This is a genomic window from Streptomyces sp. NPDC042364, assembly GCF_056437585.1.
Map to the genome: position 1 here is coordinate 1 of NZ_JBWKAJ010000002.1, position 21,550 is coordinate 21,550.

Annotated in this window: 16 protein-coding genes; 4 read left to right on the forward strand and 12 right to left on the reverse strand. The window is 73.6% G+C overall.

The window, feature by feature from the left end; translation table 11 throughout:
- Positions 1-170: 170 nt before the first annotated feature.
- Together AC067N_RS03350 and AC067N_RS03355 are read right to left on the reverse strand one after the other, a co-directional pair.
- Entirely contained in the window at positions 171-1,493 is a 1,323-nt protein-coding gene (locus AC067N_RS03350; RefSeq protein ID WP_478677193.1) for a helix-turn-helix domain-containing protein, read from the reverse strand.
- A gap of 345 nt (positions 1,494-1,838) precedes the next feature.
- Entirely contained in the window at positions 1,839-3,485 is a 1,647-nt protein-coding gene (locus tag AC067N_RS03355) for an acyl-CoA dehydrogenase family protein (RefSeq protein ID WP_478677194.1), read from the reverse strand.
- A 268-nt stretch (positions 3,486-3,753) separates the two neighbouring features.
- Between AC067N_RS03355 and AC067N_RS03360 the strand changes: the two genes are divergently transcribed.
- Both AC067N_RS03360 and AC067N_RS03365 read left to right on the forward strand, forming a co-directional pair.
- Complete coding sequence (locus tag AC067N_RS03360) at positions 3,754-4,878, forward strand: YihY/virulence factor BrkB family protein (protein WP_478677195.1); 1,125 nt, start codon at positions 3,754-3,756, stop codon at positions 4,876-4,878.
- A gap of 421 nt (positions 4,879-5,299) precedes the next feature.
- Positions 5,300-5,995, forward strand: a complete 696-nt coding sequence (locus AC067N_RS03365) for a DUF6597 domain-containing transcriptional factor (RefSeq protein WP_478677196.1) — start codon at positions 5,300-5,302, stop codon at positions 5,993-5,995.
- A gap of 59 nt (positions 5,996-6,054) precedes the next feature.
- Here the strand turns inward: AC067N_RS03365 and AC067N_RS03370 are convergent, their stop codons facing one another.
- Positions 6,055-6,453 carry a VOC family protein gene (locus AC067N_RS03370; RefSeq protein WP_478677197.1) on the reverse strand — a complete coding sequence of 133 codons (399 nt, stop codon included), beginning with the start codon at positions 6,451-6,453 and terminating at the stop codon, positions 6,055-6,057.
- 193 nt (positions 6,454-6,646) lie between these two features.
- Here AC067N_RS03370 and AC067N_RS03375 point away from each other — a divergent pair, with 193 nt between their 5' ends.
- On the forward strand, positions 6,647-7,324 hold the full coding sequence (locus AC067N_RS03375; protein ID WP_478677198.1) for a hypothetical protein: 678 nt from the start codon (positions 6,647-6,649) through the stop codon (positions 7,322-7,324).
- A gap of 93 nt (positions 7,325-7,417) precedes the next feature.
- Here the strand turns inward: AC067N_RS03375 and AC067N_RS03380 are convergent, their stop codons facing one another.
- From AC067N_RS03380 to AC067N_RS03410, 7 genes are all read right to left on the reverse strand, one after another.
- A complete protein-coding gene (locus tag AC067N_RS03380) occupies positions 7,418-7,945 on the reverse strand; it encodes a DUF6584 family protein (protein ID WP_478677199.1) in 528 nt (175 codons plus the stop codon).
- 179 nt (positions 7,946-8,124) lie between these two features.
- A complete protein-coding gene (locus AC067N_RS03385) occupies positions 8,125-10,908 on the reverse strand; it encodes an alpha/beta hydrolase family protein (protein ID WP_478677200.1) in 2,784 nt (927 codons plus the stop codon).
- A 203-nt stretch (positions 10,909-11,111) separates the two neighbouring features.
- Positions 11,112-11,300: a hypothetical protein gene (locus tag AC067N_RS03390; RefSeq protein ID WP_478677735.1), complete on the reverse strand. Its 189-nt coding sequence runs from the start codon at positions 11,298-11,300 to the stop codon at positions 11,112-11,114.
- Between the two features lie 204 nt (positions 11,301-11,504).
- Positions 11,505-13,343, reverse strand: a complete 1,839-nt coding sequence (locus tag AC067N_RS03395; protein WP_478677201.1) for an alkaline phosphatase family protein — start codon at positions 13,341-13,343, stop codon at positions 11,505-11,507.
- Positions 13,344-14,077: 734 nt separating this feature from the next.
- A complete protein-coding gene (locus AC067N_RS03400; protein WP_478677202.1) occupies positions 14,078-15,118 on the reverse strand; it encodes a LacI family DNA-binding transcriptional regulator in 1,041 nt (346 codons plus the stop codon).
- A 200-nt stretch (positions 15,119-15,318) separates the two neighbouring features.
- Entirely contained in the window at positions 15,319-17,364 is a 2,046-nt protein-coding gene (locus AC067N_RS03405) for an NAD(+) synthase (RefSeq protein WP_478677203.1), read from the reverse strand.
- Positions 17,361-17,603, reverse strand: a complete 243-nt coding sequence (locus tag AC067N_RS03410; RefSeq protein WP_478677204.1) for an Arc family DNA-binding protein — start codon at positions 17,601-17,603, stop codon at positions 17,361-17,363. Before AC067N_RS03410 ends, AC067N_RS03405 begins: the two co-directional genes overlap by 4 nt.
- Positions 17,604-17,982: 379 nt before the next feature.
- Between AC067N_RS03410 and AC067N_RS03415 the strand changes: the two genes are divergently transcribed.
- Positions 17,983-19,566, forward strand: coding sequence for a carboxylesterase/lipase family protein (locus AC067N_RS03415; protein WP_478677205.1), 1,584 nt, complete (start codon positions 17,983-17,985; stop codon positions 19,564-19,566).
- Positions 19,567-19,975: 409 nt separating this feature from the next.
- On the opposite strand, the gene AC067N_RS03420 is transcribed toward AC067N_RS03415, so the two are convergent.
- Positions 19,976-20,722 carry an anti-sigma factor gene (locus AC067N_RS03420; RefSeq protein ID WP_478677206.1) on the reverse strand — a complete coding sequence of 249 codons (747 nt, stop codon included), beginning with the start codon at positions 20,720-20,722 and terminating at the stop codon, positions 19,976-19,978.
- A gap of 191 nt (positions 20,723-20,913) precedes the next feature.
- A complete protein-coding gene (locus tag AC067N_RS03425) occupies positions 20,914-21,546 on the reverse strand; it encodes a class F sortase (RefSeq protein ID WP_478677207.1) in 633 nt (210 codons plus the stop codon).
- Positions 21,547-21,550: the final 4 nt, after the last annotated feature.

A 21,550-nucleotide genomic window follows, 5' to 3' on the forward strand; every position in this document is an offset into this window, starting at 1 on the left:
ACGACACATGGCTCCACACCCGAGCCGCCGCCCTCAACCTCCGCCGACTGATCAACCTCGGACTCACCCACACCAGTGGCACCTGGCACATCGCACCGGCCAGTACATGACTGGAGGGGCTGTCCGGCCTGACGGCCGGACAGCCCCTCACCAAGATCTTCATCGACCTTCTAGGGTCGTTCGCCGTGCTCCAACGGCCCTTCGCCCCGCACCTGTCCGCTCGGCGCCGCCGCCGCTCTGGCCCGCACCACCCCCGGCGCCACCGAATGCGGCAGCAGGTCCAGGGGGTTGTCCGGGAGGACGACCTCGACGTCGGCCCGTTCGGTGAAACGGTAGGGCCGGTGGTCGAGGTAGGCGCCCAGGTAGCGGCGTACGCGGGACATCTCGGCGCGGACGGTGACCGTGCGGGCGGGGTCGCCGAACATGTCGTCGGCGAGGGCGGAGGCGCTGCGGCCTCCCCGGTGGAGGGCGAGGAGGTACAGGAGTTCGGCGTGGCGGGGGCTCAGCTCGTGGGTCCAGGAGCCGGCGCAGTCGGAGACGGTCACGGCCCAGCGGCGCGGGTGGGAGACGTCGAGACTGATGCGGGTGGCCGTCGGGGCGGGCGCGGGGTCGGCGGTGGGTCGTATCAGCCAGCCGGCGGCGAGCGGCTCGACCATGCACAGCCCGAGGGCGGGCAGCCGGCAGCGGCCGGGCGCGAGGGACTTGGGCAGGGCGAGGCGGCTGCTGTACGGCATGCCGGTGACCGCGGCCGTCCAGCCGTCCCGGTCCACGGCGACCGCCGGACCGCCGATACGGGCCAGCACCGGGGCCGCCACCGCCCGCAGCTGTTCGAGCGAGGAGAGGTGGAGGTCGCGCAACCTGGCCTGGGCCAGCTTGGCGACGGAGTCGACCAGCGCGAGCGTGGCGGGGTGCAGGGTCTCCAGGGGGCCGCTGATGTCGACCGAGCCGAGGAGCCGCCCGTCGCGCGGATCGGTGATGGGGGCGCCGGTGCAGGTCCATGAGTGCAGGGCCCGCACGAAGTGCTCGGAGGAGAACACCTGGACGGGGCGGCGGGACACCAGGGGAGTGCCCACCCCGTTGGTGCCGACGGTCTCCTCCCGCCAGTCCGCGCCGATCCCGAGACCCTGCCCGTCGGCCTTGCGGAGCACCGCCGTACTGCCCTCCCGCCACAGCACCCGGGCGTCCGCGTCGGCGACCATCATGATGTGCTGCGCGGTGTCCGCCAGGGACAGCAACCCCTCGCGCAGCACCGGCAGTACATGCCGCAGGGGAGAGGTCCGGCGGCGGCGCTCCACCTCGTCACGGCTCAGGAGGTCGGTCCGGAAGTCGTGGTCGGGATCTATCCCGTCGCGCAGCATGCGGCTCCAGGACTCCCGGATCACCGGGCGGGGGCCGGGCCTCGGACGCCCTCCGGCGAGGACGGAGGCACGGACCTCGCCGAGGACCCGTGCCGCCCGGGCGGCGTCCGTGGCGGTGAGCCGCGTGACTTCCATAGGCGAGTACGGCACTCGTTCCTCCCCGGCAGGCCGCCTCCCCGCCCGGGAGGGCCGCGGGAGTCCGACCTGCGTGACCGGCGTTGACTACGGGCCTCATAGTCTGCCGTTCCCCGGCCACGGAAGGGCTCACTCCGGCCACACCGCGCAGACGAGTTGCAACCCCCTGCAACTCTGGCGGACGGCCGGGGCCTGCCTGAAACTTGTTCGACGCCGCCCGGTGCGGCGCGTGTGCTCCGCTCGCAGGGGCCCGAAGGCGGGGGTGGTGCCGTGTCGGCGCAGCACCACCTCCGCGCCACTCGCAGGGGGTGGCCCCGCCCGGCGGCTCGGCCCCCCCGGTGGCGCTCAGCCCACCGGCCGGGCCCGCTCCACCACCGAGGCCAGGTCCAGGGTGTGCGGCAGGGTCCCGAAGGCCGTGCCCCAGTCGCCGCCCAGACGGGACGCGCAGAACGCGTCGGCGACCGCCGGGGGCGCGTACCGGACCAGGAGGGCGCCCTGGAGGACGACCGCGAGGCGCTCCACGAGACGGCGGGCGCGGGCCTCGATGCCGTCGAGGTCGGCGAGTTCGGTCAGCAGGTCCTTGATCGCACCGTCGAGACGGTGGTCGGCGCCGCGGGCCCGGCCCACCTCCCGCAAGTACGCGTCGAGCGCCCGGGGTTCCCGCTGGATGGCGCGCAGCACATCCAGCGCCTGGACGTTCCCGGCGCCCTCCCAGATCGAGTTGAGCGGCGACTCCCGCAGCAACCGGGGCATGCCCGACTCCTCGACGTAGCCGTTGCCGCCGAGGCATTCGGATGCCTCCGCCACCAGGGCCGTACAGCGCTTGGTCACCCAGTACTTGGCGGCCGGCACCGCCAGCCGCAGGAAGGCGCGCTCGTTCTCGTCGCCGTCCGGTCCCTCCGCCGCGTCGTACGCCGCGGCCAGCCGCATCGCCAGCGTGGTCGCCGCCTCCGACTCCAGGGCCAGATCGGCGAGGACGTTGCGCATCAGCGGCTTGTCGACGAGCTTCCCGCCGAACGCCTCCCGGTACGTGCAGTGGTGCACCGCCTGCGCCACCGCCTGCCGCATCAGCGAGGCCGCGCCCAGCGCGCAGTCCAGCCGGGTGACGGACACCATCTCGATGATCGTGCGCACGCCCCGGCCCTCGTACCCGACCCGGCGGGCCCACGTCCCGTCGAACTCGACCTCGCCGGACGCGTTCGACCGGTTGCCCAGCTTGTCCTTCAGCCGCTGGATGCGGAAGACGTTCCGGGTGCCGTCCGCCAGCACCCGCGGCACCAGGAAGCAGGTCAGCCCGCCGGGAGCCTGGGCCAGCACCAGGAACCCGTCCGACATCGGCGCGGAGCAGAACCACTTGTGGCCCCGCAGCCCGTACGTCCCGTCCTCGGCCAGCGGCCGGGCCTCGGTCGTGTTGGCGCGCACGTCGCTGCCGCCCTGCTTCTCGGTCATGCCCATCCCGAAGAGCGCCCCGGCCTTGCGGTCGGCCGGCCGCAGGTCCCAGTCGTAGATCGTGGACGTCAGCCGGGGCTCCCACTCGGCGGCCAGCGCGGGGTCCGTACGCAGGGCCGGGACCGCCGCGTGCGTCATCGACAGGGGGCAGCCGTTGCCGGCCTCGACCTGCGTCCAGACGACGAAGCCGGCGGCGCGCCGCACATGTCCGGAGGGACGCGCCCAGGCCGCCGTGAGGCCCGCCGAGACGCCCTTGCCGAGCAGCCGGTGCCAGGACGGGTGGAACTCCACCTCGTCGATCCGGTTGCCGTAGCGGTCGTGGGTGCGCAGCTTCGGCGGGTTGTCGTTGGCGAGCCTGCCCCACTCCTGGACCTGCTCGGAACCCGCCGTACGGCCGAGCCCCGACAGGTCGCCGCGTGCCTCGTCCAGCACGTCCGGGGCCACATGCCGCTCGACGGCCTCCGTCAGGACCCGGTCGGCGGCGAAGACGTCATAGCCCACCAGGGGCGGAACCTGATTGGTCACTGCGTGCGTGGCTGCCATGCCACGAAACCTACCCCCCGGTACGGCGCCGGTCACCCGCATCCGGGGGAAGGTGCCCTGGACCGGTCCACGCACCTCCGAGGCCATGGTCCCTTCGTCGCGGGCCGGCGATCCGGTGGGACCGGCAGGGCCGGCGGGCGGCCGGACGGCGCACCGCGGCCGGGTGCCGCCGCCCGGCGCGCGGCGAGCGGTCGGGCCCGTGTGAACCGGCCGCGGCCCGCCGCACCGGGAGGTGAGGCCGGCCTGCGCAGACGGATACCTTTAGGGCGTGCAGTCAGCAAGTCAGTCACCCCCCGGACCCGAGAGCCCGCACGGGCGTCTCCACCGCGCGCGTGCCCTCTACCGGAACGTCTCCAAGCGCAGGACCGCCTGGCTGCTCCTCAAGGACACCGTCAACTCCTGCATCGAGTACCGCATCCTCGGCCTCGCCGCGGAGGCGGCGTTCTTCACCCTGCTCTCCGTGCCGCCGCTGCTGCTCAGCATGATCGGCCTCCTCGGCTACGTCGACGACTGGACCGGCGCCGACACCATCGCCAGCCTGGAGCTCAACCTGCTGGAGGCCTCCCGCACCGTCCTGTCCGACAACGGCGTCCGGGAGATCGCCCAGCCCATCCTGGACGACGTGATGAAGGGCGGCCGCCCCGACGTCATCTCCATAGGGTTCCTGATCGCCCTGTGGTCCGGCTCCCGCGCGGTGAACGTCTTCATCGACACCATCACCGTCATGTACGGCCTCGACGGCGTCCGCGGCATCGTCAAGACCCGCCTGATGGCGTTCCTGCTGTTCATCGTGGCCCTGCTCATCGGTTCCGTCGCGCTGCCGCTGATGGTCGCGGGCCCCGACGCCGTGGTCCGGATCGTGCCGTGGTCGACCACCGTCGTCCAGGTCCTCTACTGGCCGGTCGTGATCGTCCTGTCGATCGTCTTCCTCACCACGCTCTACCACGTGTCGGTGCCCGTGCGCTCACCGTGGGTGGAGGACGTGCCCGGTTCGCTCGTCGCCCTCGGCATGTGGGTCCTCGGCAGCTTCCTGCTGCGCATCTACCTCGCCGCCACGGTCGAGGGGGCGACCATCTACGGCTCCCTCGCCGCCGCCGTCGCCGTGCTGCTGTGGATCGGTGTGAGCGCCTTCGCGGTCCTGGTCGGCGCCGCCGTCAACGCCGCCATCGACCGGGTCTGGCCGGCCGCCGCCACCGCCGCCGCCCGCGCCGCCAACGAGCGCCTCAGGGAGGAGCAGGCAGCCGAGTACGTCGCCCGTGCCGCCGCCGCCCGCTCCCACGATCCCGAGGACCCGGACATGCCCTCCGAGTTCCCGGAGCGCTGGTCCCGCTTCCTGCCCCCGGAGGACGTGACGTCCCGTCTGCGGTCACCCGCGAAGAAGGGTGACGAGTAGCGGGCGCGCCCCGCCGCGCTCCGCGCGACCCTGGACCGTGTCGGGCACTCGCCGCGGGGGCGGGCGGAGCCGGGGCGGCGCTCGCCGGCCGTTCCGCGAACCGGTCGGGGAACCGCCCGCGATCTGCCTCACGGGGTGGCGGCCCGCCGTGGCCGCGCACCGGCTCCGGGGCGCCGAGGACACACGTGCGGCGATCGCCCGGCGGGGCGGCCAAGGGAGCGCCTTCTCGCTGTGGAGCGTGTTCAAAGGTGTACGGGGTGAGCCCGCGGCTGCGTCGGGGGCGCGCGGCCCGGCGCCATTGACCAGGTGGGTCGCCGCCCCCGGCGGGGCGCGGGCGGGGGCCGCGGGGGGCCGCCGGTTCGTCCGGCCTTCCAGCGGCGGCGCTGCAGGCCACCGGTCGACGCAGGCGTAGCCTTTTCCCGTGTATGCGGAGCGGGCGTCCCGGCTGGGCGGTGCCGTCGTGTGGACCAGGAGTCCCGGCGGTGCGGGCGAGACCGGCTCCGGACGGGTCCTGCCCGACGGCTGCATGGATCTGCTCTGGAACGACGGGCGGCTGCTGGTCGCCGGGCCCGACACCCGCGCCTACATCACCGAAGGCACCCCCGGCAACTGGGCCGGGGTCCGCTTCTACCCCGGCACCGCACCCGCCTTCCTGGGCGTGCCCGCGCAGGAACTGCGCGACCGGCGCGTGGAGTTGGACGACCTGTGGCCGGCCGCCGTCGTACGCGGGCTCACCGCCCGGGTGAACGCGGCCGGCGATCCGGCGAGCGGCCTCGAAGAGGTGGTCCTGGCGCGGGCGGCCGAGGTCGAGCCGCCCGATCCGCTGCTGCGGCGGGTGGTCGCCGCGCTGGAGGCCGGGCGGCCGGTGTCGGCCACCGCCGACGAACTCGGGCTTGGCGCACGGCAGTTGCACCGCCGCTCCCTGGCCGCCTTCGGGTACGGGCCCAAGACGCTGGCCCGGGTGCTGCGGTTGCAGCGGGCGCTCGCGCTGGCCCGTGGCGGGGTGCCGTACGCCGAGACCGCGGACCGGGCCGGTTACGCCGACCAGGCCCATCTGGCCCGCGATGTCCGGGATCTGGCGGGACTTCCGCTCGGGGAGCTGCTGGGCGGACGGTGACGGGCCCGCCCGGGGGCGTGCCCCGCCGATGCCTGGCCGGGAGCCCCGCGCGGCGCCCGCTACCCGGCCGTCGGCAGCGGTGCGAAGAGGTCGACGCCGTTGCCGTCCGGGTCGAGGACCACGGCGTATCGCTGCCCCCACACCGCGTCCCACGGCTTGAGCTCGCCTTGGTGGCCGGCCGCGACCAACTCCTCGTACACCGCGTCGACCTCGGCCGGGCTCCCGCACAGCAGGGCCAGCCCCGCGCCACCACCCCGGCCCCGCCGCCACTCGGGGTGGAACGACCGCACGGTCTCCTCGGTGTCGAGCATCAGCCGCAACCCACCGGGCAGTGCGGCCTCGGCGTGCGGCAGGCCCTCGGAACCCTCCGGGAAGTCGAAGCCGAGCCGCCGGTAGAAGGTGACCGAGGCGGCCATGTCCGAGGCCACCATCCCGATCGCGTCGAGTCGTGGAGTCATACGGCCACCGTAGGCGTGCCACGGGCGGCCGGTCTTGAAGGAATCGGACACGTGGCGGAGCCCGTCGGCGGCACGTGCCGCCGCAGCCCCTCGGTGCGGCACGACGGTTGATCGCGGCGGCGCAGGGCAAGCGCTTCCACGCAATGGACCCTTTGCGCCGCCTGTGGAACAACTGTGCGGCAGGATGGGGGACATGTTCCGTACCGCGCGCACTCTGCTGCCCCTGGCGTTGCTGCCGCTGCTGCTCACGGGCTGCGGGAGCGAGAAGTCCGTGGCGGTGCCCCGCGAACCCCTGGCGCCGACCCCCGACCGGGCCCGGCTCCACGCCCGCGCCGAGGCGCTCGGTCTCACCCCGGGGCTCGTCTACGTCACCGAGTCCCCCGGGTTCGAGCCGGCCCGGCAGTCGGTCGGTGTGTACGGCGACGACGGTTTCTCCGCCGTCTACTGGTCCCGGCGGGACGGCGCCCGGCTCCTGCTCCTGGTCGACCGCGGCGCGATGACCGCCCGGAACTGCCCCGAGCGGCCCCTCGGACAGGGCACCGGCGCGCCGGTCAGCTGTGCGCGCGACGGCGACGCCTGGTACCGCACGTCGGCGGGACAGCACGAGTACGCCGTCCAGCGCGCGGGCAACGTCGTCCGGATCAGCGCCGCCACGGCCGCGGTCGACCGCGACGTCCTGCGCGCCGCAGCCCGGGCCGCCCACCGTCCGACCGACTCCGAACTGGCCTGCCTGCTCCCGCCCCCGCGCCACTCGACGGTGCCCCGCGAAGGGAAGACGCCACTCCCGGCCGACGGGACCCCCGTCGAACGCGGCGACCTGCCCCCGGTCGGCGACGGTGCACCGGACAACGAGGTCGGCGCGTCCGGCTGAGAGCCCCCGCCGGCCGGCCCGCCCGGCAGACCGCGGCGGCACGCTCCACGGCCGGCCGCCGGGCGCTTCCTCACCGGCCCCCGGTGCCCTGGGTCAGCCGAAGAGGGCAACGACCCCGTTCACCCAGATCGCGAGGAACGCGACAGCCCCCACCAGGCAGCCGACGCCCGCCAGTACACCGCCGACCGTCCGCGGCGCGGAGGGCGCCTCGTCCTTCTCCTCCGGGTCGTCCCGGTAGGAGGCGGGGTCGTCCCAGTCGACGGGGTGCCCCAGCTCCTCGGCGCAGGCGGTCCGCACGGCGACCAGCTGCCCCTCCGCGAAGGCGGTGGCAGCCATCGCCTCGGGGCCGCGCCAGGCGAGGGCCTTCATCCGCCGTCCGGGAGACCCGTACCGCTCCTCGAAGGCGGCGGTCTCGTCGGCGTCGCGGTCCTCTTCGAGGTACATCCAGCGCCCGGCCTCGGCGGCGTCGCCGTAGAGCCGGTACACCTCGGCCAGACGCCGGCGGAGCGTCAGGTCGTACGGGAAGGACGAGACGAGACCGCGCAAACGCCGGCGTGCGACGGGAACCCGGCCCGCGGCCAGGTCCGCATCGACTCTGGTAAGGGTCTCTCTCCGGGGCATGAACACATGATCGGGTACCGCACCGATCCACGTCGACCTGGTTTGCCGCGGGCTGTTCGCGAGGAACGCCGCGGCTTCAGCGCGCGTCGGGAACCTGGCCGGCGGGGGTGGGACGAGAACGGTGAGGGGGCACGGACCGATCACCCGGTCCGTGCCCCCTCCCGCTGCGGGCACGTGCCCTACGGTGCGTCCACGACCGTCCCCGTGACCCCCGGCCGGCCGGGGAGCGGCTCACCGTCCTCGCCGGTCAGCGCGAGGATCAACGACTCGGCCGGCTCGGCCACCTCGTCCTTCGCCGTCGGCACGGTGACGTCGGCGGTGGTGCGGCCGGCCGGGAAGCCGACCGACAACCACAGGCCCGTGCGCGACAGCGGGCGCTCCGGATCGGGCCGCTCACCGGTGTTCTCCCGCAGCCACCGCGGATCCACGTCCTTGGTGGACAGCTCGACGCCCTCGGTGATCGGCAGCACCCGGACGCTGTGCACGATGTCCTGCTCGGCCGGTGCCGAGAGCGACACCCGCCAGGTCAGCTTCCCGCCCTCGGTCACCCGGTCGACGACCGGCTTCAGCGTCACCTCGGGCGCCGGGTCGTCGTTCACCGCGGTGACGCCGCCCAGGTAGGTGCCGACGACCGCGCCGCGCACGGCCTTGGCGACGAGATCGCGCCTCTGGTCGGCACCGAAGCGGGTGTCGCCCTTGACCACGACCGGCACATCGACGGGGTTCACCCCGGGCCGTACCGTGACCAGCTTGTCCACGGCGCGGCCGGTGTCCGGGTCGAGGACCGAGAAGCGGACCTTGCCGCTGCCGTGGCCTGACACCTTGACGGGGACGCGGTACGTGCGGGAGCCGGAGTCGCCCTCCTCGACCCTGAGCCGGCCGATGTCGACTCGGGGAAGCGCGGCGGCGGTGACCGTCGGAGTGCCCGGGGCCCAGCCCCAGGCATCCATCAGCCAGGCGCGCCCGGACCGCGAACGCGGGGTCAACTCAAGGGACTTGACATGCTTGAGGTCGACTTTGCCGCGGATGGCCGCGGTCAGCGGGACCCGTATCTCGCGTGCCCAGTAGGAGGCGGTGCTTTCGGTGCCGGGCAGCCCGTCGACCTTGACCCGGCCCAGCTTGGCCCGGCGTCCGGCGGTGTCGGTGACGGACACGTCCAGCCTGGTGCCGGTGGTGTTCGGCGGCACGATCACCCGCAGCGCCAGGTCCTCGGCCCCGGACAGGGAGAGCGGTCTGGCCGGCGTGACCTTCGCCGCCTTGCCCGCCGCGGACCACTTCAGGGCGACGGCGCTGCGGCCGGCCTCCTTGTCCGAGTACCACCAGGCGAAGTGCGGGGACCTCCCCCGGACCTTTCTGCCCAGGCAGGCCTTGGCCGGAGCGGGGTCGACCGCCGCGCACAGCCTGCCACCGGTCACCTTCACCCCGGCGTCGGGCAGGAGTCCGCCGCTGCGGCGGGCGCCGACGGCGTGGGTCAGCACCCTGGCCGGGTCGGCCGACGGGGCACGCCGGTTCGAGCCGTCGAGCAGCGGGCGTACCCGGTCGTCGCCCGCCACGAACAGCCGGGCCGCGGCGGCGATGTAGGTGGCGCCGGCCCTGTGCTGCCGGCCGGGGGTGAGCCGGGTACGGGTGCCCGGGGAGCACACCGCGTCCCGGTCGCCGCTGTCCGGGTCGTTCCAGAAGTCGTCGAAGGCGGGCGCCTCGGCCTCGCCGGGCGTCCACTCGCTGTTGAAGAAGTTGTGGTTGGCGCCGATCATGTACACCGCGCTGTGCAGGGCCTTGCCCTTGCTGACGCCGCGCGTGCCGTCCACGTACACCTGACCCTGGAGGTCGGAGACGTCGCCGTCACAGCCGGGAAGGATGGTTACGGACGGGACGTCGGGCACGGGGTTCTGGCCGAAGATCGTGGGTCCGATGAGCACGGTGCCGCGGATCTTCCAGCGGACCGGGCCGCGGTAGCCGTCCCGCGCGGCGGGCGCCGGGTAGAGGCTGTCCATCGCGGCCCGGTCGACGCCCTCGCCGCCGCGCGAGTGTCCGACGAGCAGGACACGGGAGAGGTCGGCCTCGGGCGTGTCGCGCACGACGGCCGGGGCGTCGCTTCGATGGGCGCTCCAGTCGGCCCACTTCGCGAGGTGCTGCCGTACCAGCGAGGAACGGGCCTGCGCGCCGCCGTCCTCGACCTCCCCGTCCTGGCCGTTGATGCCGTTCGCCGAGATCGACACCGTCATATAGCCCTGGGAGGCCAGTAGTTTCTGGTCCCGCAGATAGCCCTTGTAGCTCGGGATCGCCTTCATTCCGGCCGGGCAGGGCCAGTCGCCGGTCACGTCGTCGCTGCCCGGCTTGTAACACGTGCCGTGCCGGCCGTGCAGGAACAGTGCGAGCGGCCGCTTGCCGGTGGCGCCCGTCGGCGCGACGACGACGGCCTGCATCTCGACCGGCTCGGCGAAACCGGGCAGCTTCACCGCCGGGAGGTCGTACTCGCCGGAGACCGTGCGGTAGGGGCCCGGCTTGCCCGGGTCGACGGAGTTCGCCGGGGGCTGGGCCGGGGGCCGTCCCGCGGCCTGCGCATCCCGCCCGCGGCCTTCGGTGCCTCCGCTGCCTTCGGCCGCCGCGTCGAGCCGGCGTCCGGCCGCCAGGACCCGCAGGTCCTCCAGCGGGGTGTCCTGGTCCAGCGCGAGCCGGAACGAACGGCCGTCCTTCGCCGGCTTCGGCACGCCGAGCAGCCGCTCACCGGCGTGGAACTCGACCCGGGCGTCGCCCATGGGCACCGTCCGCCCGGACCGCCAGACCAGCTCCCGTTCCACCCCTTCGCCGGTGACGCGCCACCCCGGCGGCAGGCCGCCGTTCGACGCCGCCGCCGACGTCCCATTGCCGGACGGGTGTTGGGCCTGAGCCAGTCCGGGTGATCCCGCCAGGGCCGCGAGCACGGCCACGGCGGTGACACCTATTCGACGGGCATGGATCAAGGGTTCCTCCCCACGCTTCGAGCGCGGGCGCCCCGTCCGTACCGGAGCGCCCCACGCCACGAAGGAAGCGAAACGGAACCCTTGGGTTGCCTTTGCGGCCGAACCTGCTGACGACTGAGCGGAATTGAGTGCCCGTCGGCAAGGCCGTGTCTGGCGATCCGGGTCGTCGCCCGGCGGGCGGACGGGATCGCCGGACTTGCCCCTCAGTCGTCGCTGCCGCCGCTGTCGGCACGGGACCTGTTGTTCGTCTTGGGCACCAGCTCGCTCATGACCTCCGTCGCCTTGGCCACGCCCCGTGCCCAGCGGGGGGCGTCGCCACGGGCGGTCCAGTAGACGCAGACGCAACCGCCGATGACGAGCAGGACGACGACGAACAGGATGGCTGTGAGCACGGTGGTCAATCGCTCTCTGTGGGTGCGGCCGAACGCCGGGGCCCTGCACGCCGAAGGAGACGGGGCCGGGTTCGATGTGGTGCGGCCATCATCGCGCAGGTGCGTCGGCACCTCCCGGGCGGTCGCCGTGGTGTTCCCGACTCGGCCCCCCGGAAACAGTGCCCCGGCCTCCGTCGGCGACCGCCGCTGTTCGCCGCGGAGCCCTCAGGACGTGCCGCCCGGCTGCTGCGGGCCGAACGCCGTCATGAACTGGTCGCGGAACTCGTCCATGCGCCAGACCGGGGTGTCCGAGGCGGGCTTGAGGCCGTCCGCCCAGCCCCAGTCGGCGATCTTCTCCAGCACCTTCGGGTCCTGGGCGACGACCGAGACCGGTACGTCGTGGCTCGGATTGTCCCCGGTCACCGTCTTGTTGGGCTGGTGGTCACCGAGGAAGATCAGGACCGTGTCCTTCGAGCCGTACTTGGCGACGAAGTCGACGATGCTGCTCACCGAGTACTGGATGGTCTTGCGGTACTCGTCACGGACGGCGAGGGGATCCTTCCAGACCTCCTTGGGGTCCTTGCCCTCGGCCTTCTGCAGGTCGTGGTAGACCGAGCCGTCACCGATCTCCTCCTCCGGGATCGTCCGGGGGATGGGCGCCCACGGGTTGTGACTGGACGTCAGGATGATCTCCGCCATCATCGGCTTGCGGCCCTCCTTGCCGTACTCCAGCTCCCTGAACGCCTTCAGGGTGTACTGGTCCGGCATGGTCGACCAGCTGAACTTCGGCCCTTGGTAACCCAGTTGGTCGGAGTCGTAGATGTGGTCGAGACCGAAGTACTTGCCCTCCGGCCAGGCCTTCTGGGTGCCCGGCACGATACCGACCGTGCGCCAGGCGCCGGTGCGGCGGAACGCCTCGGTGAGGGTGAGGCGGTCGCTCGCGACGAGGTGGTTGTAGCGGGACTGGTTCTTGATCCACAGCCCGGACAGGAACGTGGAGTGGCCCAGCCAGCTGCCGGCGCCCGTGATGGGCGAGCGCAGCCAGCCGCTGCGCGACGCGTACCCGGCGTCCTTCAGCTCCTGCGTCTTCTGCGCGAGCGTCTCGCTCAGCGGCTCGCCCATCTGCGGATTGTCGATCGCGGAGCGGCCGTAGCTCTCGATGAACGTGATCAGCACGTCCTTGCCGCGCAGCCCCGTCAGCAACTGGTCCGGCGGCACGTCGGCGAAGGCGTCGACCGCCGCCTGCTTCTGGAACGCCTCGCCGTCCTTCAGCCCTTCGCGCACCGACTCGATGCGGTTCTCGACGAGCGTGGCCGCGCTGTGCGAGGCCAGCGGGACGCCCGCGACCTCCAGGGTCAGTGTCGAGCAGGTGATCCAGACGGTGCCGAGGACGAGGAGCGTACGGCTCGCGGTGTGCCGGTCGCGTTCCATCAGCCGGCTGATCCGCCGCACGGCGAAGGTCGTCAGGAACGGCAGGGCGAGCACCAGCGCGATCACACCGATCGTCGCGGCCTGCGCCGCCGTGTTGCCGAGCGAGTCCTTCATGAACGACCGGGCGTTGTCCAGCAGCGGCCAGTCCAGCACCAGGTCGAACGGCCGGTCGAGGGTCCAGTACGACCCCATGTCCAGCACCTTGACGATCATCAGCAGGCCGAGCACCGCGCCGATGACCACCACGGCCACGCGCCGTGCCCTCGGCGGCAGCACCAGCAGCAGCGCCGCCCCGAGGATGCCCTCCGCCGGGATCCGCAGCAGTCGGCCCACCTCGAACTTCGTCATGTCGTTGGGCATGAGCAAGGCGAACATGACGAACGCGACGGCCAACCCGGTCCCGGTCCAGGCGAGTATTCGAGCCCTCCGGGGGTGCCGGGCGCGCCGGTCTCGACCGGTGGGAGCCTGAGCGGACGCCGAGTCGGGTTCCGCCCGGGCCTCGACTCCCGGCGCGGTCCGGGACTCGGCCTCGGCATGGGCCTCGACGTCGACGTCGGCATCGGCGTCGGAATCAGGCGTGACGTCGGCGGTCTCGGGGGCGACCGAGGGCCCGGCCGCGCGCCCATGCTCCACCGTGGTCTCCGGATCGGCCTGGACTTCGGTCGCCGTCTCCGGATCGGCCTGGTCCTCGGTCGCGGGCTCTGGCGGCGTATCGGCTGCGGGCTCCGGTGTCGCATGGGCCTCGGCTGCGGGTTCCGGCGTCGCGTCGGCTGCGACCGCGGGCTCTGGCGTTGCAGCGGCTGCGGATTCCGGCGTCGCGTCGGCCCCGGTTGCGGGCGCTGACCCGGAATCATTCCCGGGCTGCGGCTGCGGCTGCGGCTGCGGCTGCGGCTTGGGCGCCGACGCCGGCCGCGCCTGGTCCGCCGGCTCCGCCCGCTCTTTCAGCCCTGGCTCCGGCTCCGGCTCCGGCTCCGGCTCCGGCGCGGCGCCGGCCCCGGGCGCGGCCGTGGCTCCGGACTCTCCCTCCGGCGCGGGACCGGTCTCCGCCGCGGCCGCGGACCCCTCCTCGGAGTCCCGTTTCGGCTCTTCGGCCCCGGCGGTGTTCTCGGGGGCGGTGTCGTCGTCCGGTGCTGGTGCCGGGCCCGGAAGCTGCGGAGAGCGTGTGTGCGACAACCCGAAGGTCCTTCCCTGTGGAACATGCTGGAGCTGTGTGCTGGTGGACGGAGGGAGGAGAGGAGAGAAACGGGACCCGCCTTCGCACCCGTACGCCCATCACTATGCGTACGGTCCGACGACGCCCACCGTTCATCCGTGCCCAGGCCGTCCGCAACGCTCCACGTGAACCCCGACACCCTCCCACCCGCGGGTCAGGCCGAGCGCGGCGCCCCCGTGCTCGCCCGCTCCACCAGCCGCGTCGACAACTCCGTGCGCGTGCCCTCCGGCCGGTCGCCCTCCATCATCCGGACCAGCAGCCGCAGCGCCGTGGACGCCATCTCGGACAGCGGCTGGCGGACGGTGGTCAGGCCCGGCGTGGCCCAGCGCGCCTCCGGCAGATCGTCGAAACCCACCACGCTGATGTCGTCCGGGATCCTCAACCGCCGCTCGGCCAGCGCCTGGTAGACACCGAGCGCCATCTCGTCCGAGCAGACGAACACCGCGGTCGGCGGTTCCGGCAGGTCCAGCAGCTGGAGCATACGGTGATGGGCGGTGGTCTCCATGAAGTTGCCGTAGCGGACGTACTCCGAGCGGTACGGGACGCCCGCGGCCATGAGCGCCGAGCGGTAGCCCGCGACCCGCGCGCTGCTGCACATCTTGCGCCGGTACCCGGCGATCACGGCGACCCGCTCGTGCCCCAGCGCCAGCAGATGCTCGGTGGCGGTCATCCCGCCCTGCCAGTTGGCCGCGCCCACGGACACCACGCCGGGCGGCGGCTCGAGGACCGGGTCGATCAGAACGAACGGGATACGGTGCTGGGCGAGCCAGGAGTACTGGGCGGGGGACAGCTCGGCCAGGTTGAACAGCACACCCGCCGAGCCCCGGGCGGTCAGCTTGTCGAACCAGCCGCGCTCGGGGCGCGCGCCCCGGGTCCGGGTGAGGCCCGCCGAGACCACCACCTCCAGGCCCGCGTCGTGCGCCGCCTGCTCGACGCCGTGCAGCACCGCGCCCGACCAGGAACTTTCCAGCGAGTGCACCACCAGGTCGACCATGCGCGGCGGCTTCGACGGCTCGAACCTGGGTCTGCGGACATAGCCGAGCCGGTCCAGCGCCTCGGTGACCCGGCGCCTGGTCTCGGGGGCCACGTCCTCCCGGCCGTTGACCACTTTCGAGGCCGTCGGCACCGACACCCCGGCCTCGCGCGCCACCACCGCCAGGGTCGGCCCGGCCGTCGCGCTCCCGCCACGCACCATCGCGACTCCACCTCTCAGGCCCCGTCCCGAGGGCCGGTGAAATTTTCGAATAGCAAGCGCTCTCTACCGTAAGGCCAACTCAACACGGCGGGAAGGACAGGGGAATCAGAGGGGGCGCCCCTGCCGGGACGTCGGAAACCTCGTACCGAGGCCGAGACGGCGAGGACCCGACGGGGCGTCACTTCTCCGCGCGGTACCGGTTACTCGCCGACCTCCGGCAGCTCCCAGCGGGCCAGGTCCCGCAGCCACGCCGCGGCCGAACTGTCCGACGGCGCCCGCCAGTCACCGCGCGGCGACAGGGAACCGCCGGCCAGGACCTTCGGCCCGTTCGGCATGGCCGAGCGCTTGAACTGGGCGAAGGCGAAGAAACGGCGGCAGAAGTACTCCAGCCAGTGCCAGATCTCCGGCAGTTCGTACGCCACCCGCTCGCCCTCCGGGAACCCGGGCGGCCAGTCGCCCGCCTCCGCGTCCCGCCAGGCGTGCCAGGCCAGGAACCCGATCTTCGACGGCCGGTAGCCGTAGCGCAGCACATGGAACAGCGTGAAGTCGTGCAGCGCGTACGGGCCGATCTTGGACTCCGTGGACTGAAGCTCCTCGCCGGGCACCAGCTCCGGGCTGATCTCCGTGTCCAGGATCGCCGCCAGCGTCTCGTTGGTGTCCTCGTCGAACTGGCCGCTGCTGATGACCCAGCGGATCAGATGCTGGATCAGCGTCTTCGGCACACCGGAGTTGACGTTGTAGTGGCTCATCTGGTCGCCGACGCCGTACGTGCACCAGCCGAGCGCCAGCTCCGACAGGTCGCCGGTGCCGAGGACGATGCCGCCGCGCTGGTTGGCCAGCCGGAACAGATAGTCGGTGCGCAGCCCGGCCTGCACGTTCTCGAAGGTGATGTCGTACACCGGCTCGCCCGACGAGAACGGGTGGCCCATCTCCTTCAGCATCAGCCGGGCGGTCGGCGTGATGTCCAGCTCCGCCGCGGTGACCCCGAGGGAACGCATCAGCCTGTGGGCGTTGCCCTTGGTGTGCTCGCCGGTCGCGAAACCGGGCAGCGTGAACGCCAGGATGTCGCTGCGCGGGCGGCCCGCGCGGTCCATCGCCCGCGCGGCGACGATCAGCGCGTGCGTGGAGTCCAGGCCGCCCGACACCCCGATCACGATCCTCGGGCTGCCGATCGACGCCATGCGCTGCTGGAGGCCCGCGACCTGGATGTTGTAGGCCTCGTAGCAGTCCTGGGCGAGCCGGGCGGGGTCCGACGGCACGAACGGGAACCGCTCGACACGGCGCCGCAGCCCGAGATCGGTGGTCGGCGGGTCTAGCCGGAACGACACCTCACGGAACGCGCCGGTGCGCCCGGACAGTGCCCGGCGGTTGTCGTCGAACGTGCCCATCCGGTGCCGGGACTGGCGGAGCTGGTCGAGGTCGACGTCCGCCACCGCGTACTGGTCGCCCTCGGGGAACCGGTCGGTCTCGGCGAGCAGGGTGCCGCTCTCGTAGATCATGGTCTGGCCGTCCCAGGACAGGTCGGTGGTCGACTCGCCCTGTCCGGCCGCCGCGTACACGTAGGCGGCGAGGCAGCGGGCCGACGCCGACCGGCACAGCAGGCGCCGGTCCTCGGCCCGGCCGACCGTGATCGGGCTGCCCGAGAGGTTGACCAGGACGGTCGCGCCGGCCAGCGCAGCCTCCGCGCTCGGCGGCACCGGCACCCACATGTCCTCGCACACCTCGGCGTGCACCACCAGACCCGGGATGTCCTCGGCCGCGAACAGCAGGTCCGGGCCGAACGGCACCTCCGCGCCGGCGACCCGGATGGTCCCGCCCCGCTCGTCGTCGCCCGCGGCGATCTGGCGCTTCTCGTAGAACTCGCGGTAGTTCGGCAGATACGACTTGGGCGCGATCCCGAGGATCCGCCCCCGGTGCACGACCACCGCGCAGTTGTAGATCCGGTGCCGGTGCCGCAGCGGGGCGCCGAGGACGAGCACCGGCAGCAGCTCGGTAGATCCGGCGACCACCGTCCGCAGCGCCGCCTCGACCTCGTCGAGCAGCGCGTCCTGGAGCAGCAGGTCCTCGATCGAGTAGCCCGACAGGCACAGTTCGGGGAAGACGGCCACGGCGACCCCGTCCTCCGCGCAGCGGCGGGCCTGCCGCAGCACCGCCTCCGCGTTGGCGGGCGGGTCGGCGATCGTCGCGTGACCGGTGCACGCGGCGACCCGCGCGAAGCCGTGCTGATAGAGCGACCAGAAGTTCACCGGTTTCCTCCGTGGGTACCCCGGTGTGCGGCCGGGGAGGAAGTGGGCTCCTGCGGAGCAGGGTGGGGAGCCGGAGTGCCGTCGAGGCGATCCGGTGTCCTCGCCGCCGGGCCGATGGCGAACTCCAGCAGATGGATGATCTCCGAGTTGAGGGACCGCCGATCGGTCCGGGCTCGGTCGACGAGGCGTTCGTGGAGGTCAGCGGGCAGGCGGAGAGAGATCCGCTTCTCAGGATCCATGCTGAAATGATGCCACGATGGCATCGGGACGGAGTTTCGGGGGAGGGGATCGTCCAGCGGGTCCCGGCTGAGGGCCGGAGCCGACCCCGTTACGCGTCAGCGCCGGCCGACCCCGTCACGCCGCCGTTCGCCGCCCGCCAGGACCGCCCGCCAGGACCGCCCGACCGCCCGGCAGGGCCGTGCCTGCCGCCACGGGCTGTTCCGCACCACGCGCGGTACGTCGCCGACCGGGCTGAGGCCACTTCCCCTCCGGGACCCTTCTGTACGCCAAACAGCCGTCAAGGATCCGCCAGGACCGGAATACGGCGAGGGGATGTGGTGCTCTGATGCTCTGATGTGAAAGACGGTTCACGAGCGGGCGTGAGGAGCTGGTGAGCGCATGACGGCAGACCGGCCGGACCCCGTGGTCCGCACACCGTACGGGGAGGTACGCGGCAGGTACGCGTACGGGGAGGGGTACGAGAACGGGATCGCGGTCTTCCGCGGTATCCCCTACGCGGCCCCGCCCTTCGGCCCTCGCCGGTTTCGCCCACCCGCCCCGCCCGACCCGTGGGACGGCGTCCGCGACGCGGGCGCCTTCGGGCCGACCCCGCCGAAACCAGCGTACTCGGAGGCGTTCGCCCGCTATCTGTCCGACCCCGTCGTCGCGGGCGACGACTGCCTCAACCTCAACGTGTGGACGCCGGAGCCGGGCCCCGGGGCCAGGCTCCCCGTCATGGTCTGGATCCACGGCGGCGCGCTCACCCGGGGCTCGTCCGCGATCCCGGTCTACGACGGCAGCGCCTTCGCCCGTGACGGCGTGGTCCTCGTCTCCCTCAACTACCGCCTCGGCGTCGAGGGGTACGGCCTTTTCCCGGACGCCCCGCCCAACGCCGGACTCCGCGACCAGCTCGCCGCGCTGGAGTGGGTCCGGGACTCGATCACGGCGTTCGGCGGCGACCCCGACCGGGTGACCGTCTTCGGCCAGTCGGCGGGCGCCATCAGCATCGGCGCCCTGCTCGTGGCGCCCCGCGCCCGGGGCCTGTTCCGCCGGGCCGTGCTGCAGAGCGGGCCGCCCGAGGCCCTGGACCGGGACAAGGTGCGCCGCATGGTGCGCCGGATGGCCGCCCGGCTGAAGGTGCCGGCGACCGCCGCGGCCTTCGCCGACGTGGACCGTTCCATGCTCGCCGAGGCCCAGGCCGAGGTCGGCCGTCTCAGCAGCCCGGTGCTGGGCGGACCCGCCTTCGGCATCGTCGTCGACGGTGAGCTGGTGCCGCGCGACCCGCTCAAGGCCCTCGTCGAGGACGGTGCCGCCCGGGACGTCGGCCTCCTCATGGGCTGGACCCGCGACGAGCACCGCCTCTGGCTGGTCCCCGGCGGTCTCCACGAGCGCCTCGACCGGCTCGGCACGGTCGCCCTGACCGGCGCCCGCGCCCGCTGCCACTGCGGCCCCGAGCTCCCTCGCCGGTACCGCGAGCTCCATCCCGGCACGGGCCCCGCCGACCTGGCCGGCCGGCTCGTCACCGACCACCTCCTCCGCGTCCCCCTGCACCGAGTGGCGGACGCCCGCCTCGCCCACGCGCCGACCCACGTCTACGAGTTCGCCTGGCCGTCGAACCTCCCCGACCTCGGCTCCTGCCACGCGCTGGAGCTCGGCTTCGTCTTCGACACCGGCGACACCCCGGCCTCCGCGAAACTCGCCGGCGAGCACACCCCGCGCGCCCTGGCCACCGCCCTGCACGACGCCTGGGTCCGTTTCGCGACCCACGGCGATCCCGGCTGGACACCCTGGGACGCCACCCACCCCGTGCGTGTCTTCGACGACCCGGACGAGCGGCGGATCGCCCTCGGCCCCTACGACCGCGAACTCGCCCTCTGGGAAGAAGACGCGCGACGCCCCCGCAGACCCCAGGGCACCGGAACCTTCACCACCTCCGGCGGAGCCCCGCTACCGGCCCTCCGCCGCTTCCGCCGGGCCCCCTGAGCCGCCTCGTGGGCGAGCCTCCGGCGACGCGGCCGCGGGGCGGCACCCGGCCCCGGGAGATCGCCGACCGGCCTGTCCGCCGACCGGCCTGTCCGCCGGCCCGCCGGGTATCCCGGGCCCGGCCGGCGAGAGGGCCGGCGCGGTCGGCGCAACGGCATGACGGGCGTGCCACGCAGCGGCCGGGGCCCGAGGGGCGACGGAAGGCGGTGCAAGGGGCCCGAGGGGCGACGGAAGGGGCGGGGCGCCCGGATGCCGGAGGGGTGGCAGCGGGACGCGGCGGGCAGCCGCCCCGGCCCCCGGGTGGGTACGGGTCCTTTCGCCAGGGGTGACCCGCGGGCATGGTGAAGAGCCCCTGACCCGGACGGGAACCGCTGTGGACGGGTGCCCGCCGGCTCTCGGCGGCGCCGGGTCAGCCGGGCAGGGGGCCGCGTACGACGCTCCGGCCGGAGTGGGCCGGGTTCCCGTTGTCCTCCTGCGCCGACACGTCGATCAGGGGGTACCGGCCGAGGTCGACGCGTGCGGGGAGCGGCAGCGTGGCGGTGCCGTCCGGGCGGAGTACGCCCATCGCCACCAGCCGGGTGTGGCTGCGGTCCATCAGCCACACCTCGTAGTAGCCGTCCGTGCGCGGCAGGCCCGTGACGTTCACCGTGACCTCCCGTTCGGCCCCGGAGCCGCGGATCAGGCGCACCGTCCCCGCTGCCCGCGGCACGGCCAGCGGGGCCAGGCGGCCTGCGGGGCCGGCCTCGGCACTCGGTGTGCCGTCGTCGAGCCGCCATGCGGTGACGGCACTGCCCAGCAGCGCCCCCGCGACGAGACTCGCGGCGGCGGCCGACAGGGCGGGTCGGCGCAGCCACGCACGGCCGCGTCCGCCGGGTCCGCCCGGGACCGGTGGGGTGTCCTCGCTCCCGGCCCGCCGGTGCGGGGCCGTGCCCGGCCGCAGTTCTGCCGAGATCGAGTGCCACACCTCGTCGGGCGGTGCGGTCAGGAAGTCGTCGGTCGACACGTTCCGGGCGGCACGGACCACGCGTCGCAGCTGGTCGAGTTCATCGAGGCACCGCGGACACCGTGCCAGATGATCCTGCTGGCCCGGGGTGGGGCGGGCATCGGGCCCGAGCGCGAGGTCGGTCAGTTCGTCGGGGTCCAGGTGCTGCGCCATGCTCCACCTCCCCTCGTACCGGCCGGAGCGGCGGGGGCGGGCGGACGGGGGCGAGGGGTCCGCCGACCGTGTCGTTCGGTGTTCCCCCTCCCGTCGTCGCGCACCGGGGGGACAGCCGGTCGCCGCTCGGTCATGGTCTCCTCCGCCCCGGGCACGGACAGCAGCGTAGGCGTGAACACCGGGCCACGGGCTCATTCCGCGGCGGTGACCGGTACCGCCGTCACCACCAGGTTCCGCTGGTAGCCGCCTCGTTCCTCGTCGAAGGGGGGCGCGCAGGTGATCATCGTGAGGACCGGTTCGCCGCTCCTGGCGAAGGCCGAGGCGGGCAGCCGGTCCTTGTCCACCCGGTTGCGGGAGACGACCCGATACGTGACCGGCGGTGCGGCGGCCCGCCGAACGGTCACCTCGTCGCCGGCGCGTACGTCGAAGAGGGCGGCGAAGGCCCCGAGGTCGCCCGTGCGGGAGTCCACGTGTCCCACCATGACGGCGGAACCGGACGGTTCGCCCGGGGCGGGACCGAAGCGGTACCAGCCGATCTTCTCCGGGTCCTCGGGAATCTCGGCGCTGCCGTCCGGGGCCACTCCGCCGGGTTCGACCTCGGCGCTGAGACCGACGCGCCCGATGTCGAGCCGCCTCGGGACGGCGGCGGGGCCCGGGCTCGACGGCGCCGTCGGAGTGCCGGTGCCCGCCGCGCTGACGGGCGGGGCCACGGACGACGAGTCGGCCGCCCGCGCGTCGAAGTCCGCGGCAGGCGGAAGACTCGGGCCGTCGGACGGTGCCAGTGCCAGCACCGTGGCTCCGGACACCGCCAGCAGGGCTGTCACCGCT